Here is a 13,484-nt window from a genome sequence, read left to right on the forward strand (position 1 = left end):
AGTTAACTAGTTGTAAATCGTAATCACTGTGCTCAGTAGGTAAGGCAAGGAAAATCATGAAACAAGTAAATCAGGATTCTCATTTGAGCAAAATGAGAAAACATAATGGTGGTATGTCAAAAATAAGCACTGCTCTTTCTCGAACCTTCTCCTTTCGGAATATAGCAGTAGTGTTTCTGATTGTTTATTTTGTGATTTTTCTTGCCTATCCAATATATAAGGCTTTTGCAGGCAGCTTCCATGAATGGAATCCGCTTGTTGGAACATACAATTGGGTTGGGCTGGATAATTTTAAGCAGATTTTAGTAGATAAGTTATTCTGGAAGTCCATTGCAAACACCGCAATCTTTACGTTTGTATCTGTTGTATTCCGCGTTATTCTTGGCATTGGTTTTGCAATGTTGTTAAGCTCCAAGCTTGTTAAGTGCAAAGATACTCTGCGAGGTCTTTTCTACATGCCAACAATTACGCCGTTGGTGGCAGTGAGCTTTGTGTGGATGTGGATGTTTGACCCGCAGTTTGGCATGATCGATAGGGTTACAGGCTTAAACATAAATTGGTTGCACAGTTCGACTTGGGCTATGCCAGCAATCATAATAATGACAATTTGGAAAGACTTTGGCTACGCAACGGTATTGTATTTGGCTGGATTAATGAATCTGCCAAAAGATGTTTACGAAGCGGCAGAAATCGACGGCGCTAATAGTGTTCAGAAATTCTTTAGAATAACAGTTCCGTTGCTAAAACCAACAACACTTTTTATAGTAATCACATCTATGATTGGCTATATTCAAGCGTATGTTCAGATTCTTGTTATGACCAATGGAGGCCCAGGAACATCAACGTACACAATCAGCTACCTAATTTTTGATCAAGCGTTCCAAAAGTATAACTTTGGAATTGCATCTGCAATGAGCGTCATTCTGTTTATAATCACTGGAATCCTAACATTCATAATGTTTAAAGCGTCTAAGGATAGTGAGTTAGTATGAAAAAACAAAATCTTAAAAAGAGCATTATTGGATGGTTTCTAACAATATTCCTATTCTTATTGTCTTTCTTAACAATCGTGCCATTTATTTGGATGTTTGTATCTTCCTTTGCTCCAAACAGCGACATTGTGCGCATAGATGGTGGGCTGTTCCCAAAGCCAAGCACATTTGGGAATTACGTTGGGATTCAAGAGAAATTCGACTTTTTGAGGCTATTCTTTAACTCATTGTTTATATCGGTAGTTAAAACGGTAATAGCCATTTACACGAGTGCCGTTCTTGGATATGTGTTTGCAAAAATGAGGTTCCGTGGCAGAAATCTGCTTTTTGGAATAGTAATAAGCACGATGATGGTACCGTGGGCAGTAACAATTATTCCTCAATACGACATGATGACTAGCTTTGGTTGGCAAGACACGTATCGCGCGCTTATAGTTCCAGGCTTAATAAGCGCATTTGGAATCTTCTTATTCCGACAATCAATAAGCGGAATATCCGACGAATTGATTGAAGCAGCAAAACTAGATGGAGCTTCGGATTCTAGAATATTCCACAGAATAATTCTGCCAATGAGCCACAATACTATTGCTGCGCTCGCGATATTTACGTTCTTGTGGAATTGGGAAGACTATTTGTGGCCATTCCTTATGATTACAGACGAGAAAAAGCAGCTTCTTGCAGTTGGATTGAAGACGTTTAGCGGAAGATTTGGAACTGACTACGGCGGTTTGTTTGCTGCGGCATCGCTTGCTATTATTCCTGTAGTAGTAGTGTACTTGGTGTTCCAGAAGCAGTTTATTGCTGGAATTTCAACCGGCAGCGGTAAGTAGAAAAGGGCGGGTCGAATGACTTTACAAGATGCGCGTGAAGCGCGTGGAACACAGGATGTGCAAGACGCACACATTTTTTACGATTACGCTAAAAATCCGCTAGCTAAGGCAAAAGAATCGCAGGTTATAAGCGGCAAAAATTGGCGAATCACTTTAATCACGGATTCGCTTGTGCGCCTTGAGTGGAGCGAAAACGGCGAATTTGTAGACGCTCCTACGCAAACAGTTGTAAGACGAAACTTCGAGGGCAGCGCGCAGTTTGCCGCGGAAAAGTCGCCAGCAACCGAAGATGAAGCATCGCGCGCTTTTAATCCAAAATCTGTTAATCCAAAATATAGTGTAAAAAACTTGGAAAATGGATGGATAGAAGTCGAAACCGAAAAACTACTGATCACATACAACCAGCAGCCGTTTAGCAAAGAGGGCTTGAGCATTGTTGTGCGCGGAGTGCCAGGCTCGCAATTCAACACGTGGCATTACGGCGACGAGTGCCACGGCAATTTGCTCGGCACGGCTCGAACAGTGGACGAGGCGGATGGAGCCGTTAAGCTTGGAACGGGCGTAATATCTCGCGACGGGTGGGCTGTGTTAGACGATTCGCGCTCGGCAAAAATCGCGTATGCGGCTGCTGTTGATGGAAAAGAAAACCCATACGGGGCATGGGTGGAGCCGCGTGAAAAGGCGGATGGTAGTGTGTCTGGCGAAAACTCTGGCGAAAACTCTAAAGACCTATACTTCTTTGGCTACGGTCACAACTATATAGGCGCAATTCGCGACTTTTACAAGCTTACGGGCGCGCAGCCTCTTCTTCCGCGATTCGCACTAAGCAACTGGTGGAGCAGGTACTACAGGTACAGCCAAGACGAATATTTGCAGCTGATGAGCCGATTTAAGCGCGAAGGCATACCGTTCTCCACTGCCGTAATCGACATGGATTGGCACGTGACGGATGTGGACCCAAAGTATGGTTCGGGATGGACTGGCTACACGTGGAACCGCGATTTATTCCCAGATCATCGCGCGTTTTTGCGCAGACTTGCCAGCGAAGGGCTTTCTGCAACGCTTAATTTGCACCCGAGAGACGGCGTGCGCGCGTTTGAAGAAGACTATGCGCAAGTTGCGCGCGATATGGGAATTGACCCTGCAAGCGGCAAGGCAGTTGAGTTTGACCTTACAAATCCGCGCTTTTTGCGAGCATACCTAAACATGCATCGGCGCATGGAGAACGAGGGCGTTGGGTTCTGGTGGATTGACTGGCAGCAGGGCGGAGTTACAAAGCAGGCTGGGCTGGATCCGCTTTGGATGCTTAACCACGTGCATTACCAGGATTCGGGGCGCGGCGGTGCGTGGCCGCTAACGTTCTCGCGCTACGCGGGTCCTGGCTCGCACCGATACCCAGTGGGATTCTCGGGAGATAGCGTGACAACGTGGGATTCGCTGGCTTTCCAAACTTACTTTACTTCTACGGCGTCCAACATTGGCTACGGCTGGTGGAGCCACGATATTGGCGGACACATGCTTGGCGTGCGATGCAATGAGCTGGAGGCGCGCTGGTATGCGTTTGGCACGTTTAGCCCGATTAATCGCCTTCACTCCAGCTGCTCGCCGTTTGCAGGCAAGGAGCCGTGGAACTTCCCTCGTGAAACTCGTGACGCGATGGTTAAAATGCTGCGACTTCGCGCGCAATTGATGCCTTATTTATATACGATGAATTATCGCGCGGCGGTTTGCGGCAGGCCGATCGTAGAGCCAATGTATTGGCAATCGCCAGAAACACCTGCAGCGTACGAGATGCCGAATGAGTACCGTTTTGGCAGCCAGCTTGTGGTTGCGCCAATCGTTAGCAAGGGGTGCGAGCAAGTTGAGCGCGGTTGCACTTCCGTTTGGCTTCCAGAAGGCGATTGGTACGATTTCTTTGACGGAAGGCGCTACGTTTCGCGCGGCGGTGCTGGGCGCAGATTTGAGGTTTGGCGAGGAATCGACCGCGTGCCGGCGTTTGCGCGCGCTGGGGCTATTGTGCCAATGCAAGTTTTGCCAAGCGAAGAAGATTGCGCTCGAAATGAAGATGTTGCGAAGTCTGTGAATAGCGTTGAAAATCCGCGATCTTTGCGCATTCTTGCATTCCCAGGGGATTGCGGCGAGTTTGTTATGCGCGAAGATAACGGCCGATTTGAAGACGCGTGCGCTGGTAAAACTGACGATACGCGCATGGAGCTTATTTGGCGAGATGGCAATGGATCCACACAGTTTGTGATTGATGCAGCAAAAGGATGCGCTAGTGCCGTTTCTTCGCTGCCTTCTAAGCGCGATTGGAGCGTGGTATTTAGAGGCGTGGCTTGCCCAGACTTTTCGCGAGTTCGCGTTTTTGTTGGGCAAAATCAGATTGAATCTGAGGCTGTAGAAGTTTCATATGAAGGCGAAGAGGGCGACTTAAGTCTCACTGTTTCTGTGCGCAACGTGCCTGTTGGCGATTGCGTGCGAGTGATTGTTGATGGCGGACTGTGCATTGCGCAAGACCCTAAGATTGGCGATTGCTACAGATTGCTTTTACAAGCGCAAATGCCGTACCGCGGCAAGGAGATTGCTTTTGATGCGATTCGCCAAGCTGGTGGTAGTGCGAGTGCTATAAGTGAGCTTTGCGCACTTGAGTACACTAGCGAGAGCGAGTTTGAGCGACATCAGCAAAGCGTTGACTTGACTAACGCGCATGCGCCGCAGCACCCAGAGGTTGCTAAGTGGGCGCAATGGAAGTGCACGCTGCCTGATTCGGTTAAGCGCTCTCTTGAGGAGATTTTAATTCGCAGCGCGCTGTAATGCACTGTAATGCGCGAACGATATTTCCTATTTGGTGTTGTAGGAGGGCTGGCTAATTCTACGCTCGCGCGTTACAGCGCGCTCACGCCCTCGCTTGCGTTGAAAGCACACTGTGCTTTCAACTTTGAGCAAGCTCAGCGAATCGAGGTGACTTCTCGCGCGCTATGCAGCTCGAAGTCATCGATTCGCACAACGCTTCGCCTCTTACGTGTTGGTTGTTGTTGCGGTTGTTCCGTTTTGGCTTTGATTTTGTTTTTGGGTTGAGGTTTGTTTGTAGTGGTGGCTCATTGGATTGTTTGGTATCGGCGCCGCTCTTATATTGTTCGACCAAGAATCACCCAGCCCTCTTACACGTCTGAGCTTTTGTGTGGCTTTCATCGCCGCATTTGGTGTAATCATGTAGTGCGTTTGTACCGAATTTCAGCGTTTTTTAATACAAACACACTACACAAACACGCAAAACTGTAGTGTGTTTGTACTGAATTTCGGCGTTTTTTTTTTGATACAAACGCACTACAAGAAATGCACAAAATATTGAACAAAAGTCAACATAAACAACAAAGCACGGAAAACAACTCCGCTTTTTGTTGTTGATTTTGCCGTTTTGAACAACATTTTCGGGAAAAAGTTGATGCTTGCGGCGAACGAAAACCCACTGCAGAGGGTCTAAAAATGTGATTTGTATCATATACAAATGTTTAGATGAGTGAGCTAAAAATGGCGGTTGATTCGCCAGAATTGCGAGAATTTTTGAAAAAAATATCTCGAAAAAACCCTTGAAATAAAAAGGCTGGGGGGGGGGGGTATGTATCCCCAAAAGCTACAAACATTTGTTTATGTAGTGTCAAAAATATTCTTTAAATGTTATAATGACTTGTTAAAGATTGCTGCTCCTTTATAGTTGCAAGCTATTGAAAATTAGATAACTACTTTTAGAGCTTATGACTTTTTGTCGCTCATGGTTAGAGCGTTCAAAACTTTTTGACTATTTGTTCTAATAGAAAGAAGAGGAACATGACTACAAAATCTGCTAAACACGCCAACAAGACATTTGGTTCTGCAAAAGATGAGTCTGCAAAGGCTGTTGATATGCGCAAAGTGGCTGCTCTTTCGGCTGGAGCTGCTAGCGTAATTGCCGGCGCGGCGATTGCTTTTGGCGCAACTCCTGCAATGGCGGCGGAGACTCCTGCTTCTGCGCCTGTTAATACGAATGATCCTGCAAAAGAACAGAGTGTAATTGCTAATAAGAATAAGACTGAGGGTGAGGATTCTAAGAAGACTGCGACCGAGACTAATAAGAAGGAAGAATCTAAGAAGGAGCAGCCTGAGCAGACTAAACCAACTGAGCAGACTGTAGTAAAAACCGAAGGTAAGGCTGACGCTACTAAGACTGAGTCTGGGTCGAAGGTTGAGAGCGCTACGGCTGTAGATAATAAGGTTACGAATAGCACTTCTGCTACTGATAAGACTAATGCAGACAGTAGCACCACTGAGGAAACTAGCACTCCTGCGGAAAATGTCGTAAAGAAGCGTACAAGGCGTGCGGCGGTTGAGAATAAGCAACCTGAGGCTACTAATTATGCTAAGGATGAAAATCAGAAGCAGGGCGAACCTGTTGTTGGTGCAGATCGCGAAGCTAATCCTGCACCTGCTCCACAAGTTAATAGTGAGATAACACTTTCAAAAGAAACAAAAGACACACTCCCTAACATGTATGCGTGGGGATCTTCTGACAATACGTATATTGAAAAAGGCCAAAACCAATCCGTTACCTTTAAATTTGCTGCACCAACTGACGGAAGTACCATTACCAAAGTAGCTATTTTCCCATCTGATGGTAATACTGTTGATAATGCTAAAAGTAGAAAGTTCCTTGAATATTATTCCGATGCTGCTGCTGTAAACGAGCATCAGCCATATTCAGGTACATACGAATTTAAAGTAGACAATGATGGTACAGCTACGCTTACCATGACCAAGCTTTATAGAAATGGCAATCTTAAGAGTGGAGAAAGCTACTCTGCAAACCGTTGCATTTATGTGTACGGTACAGATAAAAACGGTAAAACAGTAGTGCTGTACAAGACGAATATTGTGCGTGCGGCAACACTTATTCCGCCTAAAACAGCTGGCTCAATTGTGCTGAAATATAACGAAGCGCTTACTGAAAAACAAATTCAAGATAAGCTAAAGGCTGCTTTGGATGCTCCTACCGAAGCCACTGGTAAAAAATCAATTCGCGCACAAATTGATGCTGCAAGTAGATCTAACGGCGTTGGTGGACGCACTGGAGTAAACGGCGCATTTGTTCAGACGCCAGATGACCCTGAGAAAAAGGTGGTTATTACTGACAAGCAGGCGTATGACCCTTCCCAGGTTACTAGAATCAACACGGTTACGTCAAAGAAAGACCAGCCAACAACATATGTTGCTGGCGCTCAAACGCTCAAAACCTACCTGGTCTCCGACCTTGGCTACAAGTCTGAGGCGCTCGCTCTTACTGTTGCGCGCTACGATACGCGTATTGATAAGCCGATTGTGGACGACCTGTCCAAGGTTTCCGATGATGTAAAAACCGAAATTAAACGCAAGCTTGCGCATCTTAATCACGTAAGCCAAGATCAGGTGACCATTAACGACCAGGGTGAAGTCACTATCAACTTTGCTGGCGTGGATGAAAACGACGCTCCTAAGATTGCACTCAGCGACCTTGTGTTGAAGAAGATTGCAGAGAAGGATGTCGTCGTTCCAGCTGGCGAGAAAGCAGTCTTTGTTGCTAACCCACTGGGTTACTCCAATGCCGAACTTGACCGAATTAAAACAGCTATTTTCGAAGCTAACAAAGACAACGAAGAGCTTGGCCTTACCAGCAAAGATCAAATTTCACTCTCGTACCTTACAGGTGACCTTACTGGCGCAGGCGATGCTAATAAAGGTCGTTCAAACGGCTTACAAGAAAATAATATTAGTGTAACCATTAAGACTGATAAAGCACTTGCAGAGTTTACATCAGACATAACCAAAGATAAACTCACGCGTCTCCCAGATATTCGTAAGGATTATAACGTTGAACTGGTAAAGAATAAGCTTGATGGTCGCGATAGCGATGAGGGCTTCTCGTGGAGTGACGATAAACACACTACACTCATCTATCGTTATGACCCAACCAAAGCTCAAGCGTTTACCGCTCCTGAGATTTTGAAACTTATAAAAGCTACGCCTAAGGATCAGAAAACAGGTTTGCGTCCGCTTGCGGGTGGTGAAGCGCTCGATCACGAAGGCGCGAACGGCAAGGCGCGTAAATCTCATGTGTATTATTCAATTGATAAAAATGGTGAACCTACTACCGAGCTGACCCTTGGTATGATGAGTGGTCCGTATTGGATAGGCAATCCACAAGTTGCCAATTCAGACGTGAATATGGGTGACGAAGAGTCGAAGGTGGGTCAGTATACCTGGGATACAGAGGCTGGTTCTGTAACTGTTGCTGCTAAGCAGAACAAAGTTTTTAAGACGCGCTTGTTTGTTGCACCATATACTTTGACGTACTATCGCGGCGTATATACAAATCCGTATCAAAAGGATCCTAACAACACGCCTAAGGCAATCAACATTATCTTTGTGCCGCAAACGAATCATAAGACGAAGGATCTTAAGGATTCGATTGGCGAGCACGCTACAACTCAGGTTGAAGGCAAGGATATTCCAACTGATTCTAAGTACTACAACGCGTCTGACAAGGTAAAGAAAGACTACGAGGATGCGTTGAAGGTTGCTAAACAAACGCTTGAAAAAGTTGGAACTACCACAGACGATAAGTTATCTGAACAGCTTAAGGCTGAGGTTGATAACGCGACGATTAACCTTAATAAGGCACGCGCCGAGCTTGATGGTGCTGACACCAAGAAAGACGAACTGGATAAGTCGATAACAGAAGATGGTACGCCTGCTGAAGGTCAACAAGCTACAACTGGTACAAAGGCTAGCGATAAGTATAAGAACGTAAGCGATCCTGACTTCAAGACGCCTGAAGGCAAGACTGACGAAGCTAGAAACAATGCAGCTAAAGAGGCTAAGAAGGCTTACGATGAGGCGCTTGCTGAAGCTGAGAAAGTAAAGGCAGACGACAACGCCACGCAAAAGGCCGTTGACGACGCCAAGGCCAAGCTTGATGCCGCGCGCGCAAAGCTTAACGACTTTACCACTAGCAAAGATAAGCTTAACGCTGCCATTGCTGAGCATGGTCAGGTAAACACGGGCGATGCAAAGCTAACTGACCCAGATAAGAAATTAGCTTCCGCCGACCCAACCTACCAGAACTCTACTCCTGAGCAGCGCAAAGCATACGATGACGCTGTAAAGAAGGCAAATGAACTTGCCAAGGATCCTAACGCTTCTCAAAAGGACGTTAACGCAGCTATTGACGCGCTTCAAAAAGCTAAAGCAGCTCTTGACGCTAAAGCTACGGATAAGTCAAAGCTTATAGCTGCCGAAAAGCTCAGCTTCGATAATCCTGATAAAACTGACGCAAGCAAGCAGAGCACCTTCTACAAGAATGCGCTTAATAAGCAGACTAACGGTGCAAACGAGCAAGAAAAACAAGCTGCTAAAACTGCTGTTGAAAACTATGATAATGCGTTAGATAATGCGCGCAAGGTTCTTAAGAACGATAAAGCAACTCAGGCTGAAGTTGATGATGCTAAAAAGAAGCTTGAAGCAGCCGAAAAAGCATTGCATGATGGTTATGCAACCGACCCTGACGAACTTACTAAAGTTCTTGCTGATAACTTTAGTGGTTACCTGATGCCTGCATACTTTAACGCTTTCGATAAGGCGCAAGCGGGCGACGCAGATGCCAAGAAAGCATTCAAAGACTACAATGATGCTTATCAAAAAGCTAAGGAGCTTAAGGAAAATCTAGAAAAAGCTAAGACTTGTGGAAAGGCTCCAACTCAAACAGAGATTGATGAAGCCAAGACTGCACTTGAAACAGCACGTACTGTTATCGACAAGTATGCAACTAATACCAGCAGGCTTTCGGCAGCTGTATTTAACGATATTGCAATACAAAAGAGCCCTGCATACAAGAATGTATCCGCAGATGATGCGAGCGAAGAAGCAAAAGAAGCTAAAAAGAAGTATGACGCCGCAGTAGAGAAACTGCACAAGGCGCTTGCTAACAAGCTGCCAAAGGATCCAGTTCCTGATAGTAATACCCCGAAGAAAGATGGCAACCTTAACGATAAGGACTACCTGAAAGACATTCAGGCGCACAAGAACGGCGAGCCTCTGGATAGGGATGTTGACGCTATCCTTAAGGAAATGAACGCTGCAGCTGCTGAGTTGAACAAGTTTGCAACCAAGACTGACGCTCTGCTTAAGTCTGTTAACGAGCATGACAATACTCAGCAGACGCCTGCATTCAAGAATGCAAATCATCCTGCTTTCAAGCAAGCTGACGGTAAGACTGCTGATGATACTAAGAATACTGCTGCTAAGGCAGCTGTAGATGCTTATGGTGACGCTCTCAACAAGGCAAAGGAATTGCTCAAGAATCCTGCTGCAACGCAGAAGGAAGTCAATGATGCGTTGAAGAAGCTCGATGATGCTCGCACGGCTCTTGACGCCTACAAGACTGATGTTAAAGCGCTCAAAGCAAGTGTTGACAAGCACGGCTCTACAGAGGGCCCTGCAGCTACAGAAGGAACGCAAACTTCTGATGCGTATCGCAATGCGTCTGATCCTCACTTCATGAAGGAAGATGGCGGCAAGCTTGTTCCTGATAAAGAAAAGAACACTCAGGCCGCCGCAGCCAAGAAGGCGTATGATGAGGCTTTGACCAAAGCTCAGGAGCTTTTGAAGAAGCATGGCGATAAAGATACGCCGCAAGATGCAAAGCCAACTCAAACAGAAATTAATGCTGCGCTTGATGCTCTTGATACAGCACGCACCAATCTTGACACGTACAAGACTGACACTTCTAAGCTTGAGGAAGAAACTAGGAAGTCTACTGCGGAGGGTGCTCCTGCTGTTACTGAAAACGACTTCGAGAATACGCCAGAGTTTAAGAACGCTCAGGCTAAGACAAGCAATGGTCAAACAAATGCTGACGTTGCTGCCTACCAGGAAGCTCTCAAGAAGGCTCGCGATCTTGCAAAGGCTGCAGCAGATCAAGACAAGAAGAACAGCGAGCGTCCAACGCAAAAGCAGATTAACGAGGCGCTTGACGCACTTAAAGCAGCCAAGAAGCAGATTACTGACAACTATAAGACGAATCTTGAAGCGTTGACTGCTGCTAAAGACTTTGCAGATGGTGACTTCAAGAATACGCCTGAGTACAAGAACGCTCTTGCTAAGAAGACTGCTGGTGACCAAGGTGCTACAAATGACTTGGGTAAAGATGGTGAGCAAACTGGCTTCGACAATATTCTCAAGAAAGTTGCCGACAAACTTAATGACGATACTTGGAAGCAAAAAGCAACCCAAAAAGAAGTAAGCGCGCTGCTTAAACAGCTCCAAGACGCTCAAGAGAAGATTGCGAAGACTTATAAGACTGATGCAATTAAGCTTGAACGTGAAGTAGGAGATAAAGATCAAGACGGCAAGCCAGTTGTTCCTCCGTTTGAGGCGTCGGTAACGTACAAGAACGCACTTGAAAAGGCAAAGACGGAGGATGCTGCTACAACGGATCCTAACTCCGCTACTAAGAAGCTGGAAGCTTACAACGAAAAGCTCAAGGCTGCACAGGAACTCATCAACAAGGTGAATAACCCTGATCCAAATGCAAAGCCAGAAGATCGTCCAACGCAAGTCCAAGTAGACAAGGCGTTGCAAGACCTTAAGGATGCCAAGGATGCAATCACCAATGGTTTCAAGACTGACGTCACTGCCTTGCAGAATGAAGCTGAGGATAATGACGAGCATGGTAATGCGAAGCAAGAAGCAGACAAGTTCGAAAACTCTACCGAGTTCAAGAACCTCAAGGCAAAGCAGGAAGGAAATACAAAGCCTGATGACCTTGTAGCGTATGAGCAGGCTTTGGCTAAGGCTAAGGAACTCGTCGACAAGAACGATGGTATGGTTGCTGATCCTAATGATTCGACTAAGCAGATTGCTGTGCCAAAGGATCAGCTCCCAACTCAGAAGGAAGTTGACGAGGCTCAAAAGGCTCTTAAGGAAATCAAAGACAAGATTCTTGCTAACTACAAGACCAATTCGACCGAGTTGAAAATGGAAGTCGACAAGTCTAAGGACGGCAAAGACGACACCAGAACCGACGTGTTCGAGAACACTCCTGCGTTCAAGAACGCTGATGCTAAGAAGGGTGACGACGGCAAAGATAATGCCGACATGGCAGCCTACAAGACGGCTCTTGCTGATGCAAAGGCTCTACTTGACAAGTTTGACCCTGCTACAGGTCTACCAAAGACTAATCTCCCATCAGGTGAAAAGGCTCCAACCAAAAAGCAGCTTGACGATGCACTTCAGAAGCTACAAGATGCTAAGTCTAAGATAGAAAAAGACTATGCAACTAAGAAAGAAGAGTTGAAGTCTGAAGCGGATGCTAATGACGCCTTTACTAAGACACCTGAGTATCAGAATGCTCAAACTAAGGGTGATGACGCGTCTAAGCAAGCTCTTGAGGACTACAAGAAGGCTCTTGAGGATGCGAATAAGGTTCTTGGTGATAAGGATGCAACTCAGGCTCAGGTTGACGAGGCTTTGAAGAAGCTTCAGGATGCTAAGAAGAAGCTTTCGGATGGTTATAAGACTGATAAGACTGATTTGCGCCAAGAGGCTGGTAAGGATTCTGATTTCACTCAGTCTCCTGAGTATCAGAATGCTGCAGGAAGCTCAGAGGCTGAGGCTTATAAGCGCGCATTGGATGAAGCTAATGCAGTTCTTAAGAACCCTAATGCAACTCAGGCTGAGGTTGACGAGGCTTTGAAGAAGCTCCAGGATGCTAAGCAGAAGCTTGCTGATTCTCATAAGACCGATAAGTCTGGTTTGGTTTCGGAATATGTAACCGATCCTGACTTCCGTAAGTCGATTCCGTTCATTATTGGTAAGGCTGCTGATTTGGCAGAGTATCAGCAGGCGTTGAATGATGCGGATAGTGTGCTTAAGGATTCTAATGCTACACAAGCTCAGGTTGATCAGGCTCTTCGTAGGCTTCGTGATGCTAAGCAAAAGTTGATTGATGCTTATAACAGGCTTGTTAATACTGGTGTTGGTGTTAACGATGTGAATAATACTAGTGTTAATAATGTTGTTGATAAGGGTGCTTTGCAGGCTGAGGTTGATGCGGCTCTTGGTGATGTTTCGGCTAATGCTAATGGCGTAGTGGCTGATTCTAACTTGGTGAGTGAGTTTAATGCGGCTTTGAATTATGCTCGCTCAGTGTTAGCGGACGCGAATGCTACTCAGGGGCAGGTTGATTCGGCGTTGGCTCGTTTGCGTGCTGCGCGTGCAGCTTTGCGTGCGGGAATGCTCGCAGCGCGTGATTCTGCTGGAATGAATCTCAAGCGTGGTGACGTGAGTGGTGTTAATACTGGCGCTAGTTCCTCGGTGTTTGCTGCTTTGGCTGCGGTGTTTGCTGGGCTTGGAGTGGCTGGTGCTGCGTCTAAGCGTAGGAAGCATTCGGCTCGTTAGTTTAATCTGTAGTAGTGTGTGATGCTGCTACGATTGGAGTAATGTGAATTAATGGCTTGGAGATAATCTCTTCAAGCCATTAATTGTTTTCTTCTTTTCCACATTTTGTTTGCTCATGTACAGAAGAAGACGCGGAAGAAGACGCGGAAGAATTCGCAGAAGGAATCTCCGAATAACATAGCAAAGAAAACGACAA

At 46.0% G+C, this 13,484-nt stretch carries 4 protein-coding genes; all 4 read left to right on the forward strand.

The window, feature by feature from the left end:
* Positions 1–56: 56 nt before the first annotated feature.
* The 4 genes from HXT46_RS00600 (at position 57) to HXT46_RS00615 (ending at position 13,288) form a co-directional block, all read left to right on the forward strand.
* Positions 57–992, forward strand: a complete 936-nt coding sequence (locus tag HXT46_RS00600; RefSeq protein ID WP_004113799.1) for a carbohydrate ABC transporter permease — start codon at positions 57–59, stop codon at positions 990–992.
* Complete coding sequence (locus HXT46_RS00605) at positions 989–1,822, forward strand: carbohydrate ABC transporter permease (RefSeq protein WP_004113800.1); 834 nt, start codon at positions 989–991, stop codon at positions 1,820–1,822. The genes HXT46_RS00600 and HXT46_RS00605 overlap by 4 nt, the downstream gene beginning before the upstream one ends.
* A 15-nt stretch (positions 1,823–1,837) precedes the next feature.
* Positions 1,838–4,636 carry a TIM-barrel domain-containing protein gene (locus HXT46_RS00610; protein WP_421786041.1) on the forward strand — a complete coding sequence of 933 codons (2,799 nt, stop codon included), beginning with the start codon at positions 1,838–1,840 and terminating at the stop codon, positions 4,634–4,636.
* A gap of 1,014 nt (positions 4,637–5,650) precedes the next feature.
* Positions 5,651–13,288: a peptidase gene (locus HXT46_RS00615; protein ID WP_421786043.1), complete on the forward strand. Its 7,638-nt coding sequence runs from the start codon at positions 5,651–5,653 to the stop codon at positions 13,286–13,288.
* The last annotated feature ends 196 nt before the right edge of the window (positions 13,289–13,484 follow it).

Source organism: Gardnerella sp. DNF01204 (genome assembly GCF_049244145.1).
GTDB lineage: Bacteria > Actinomycetota > Actinomycetes > Actinomycetales > Bifidobacteriaceae > Bifidobacterium > Bifidobacterium vaginale.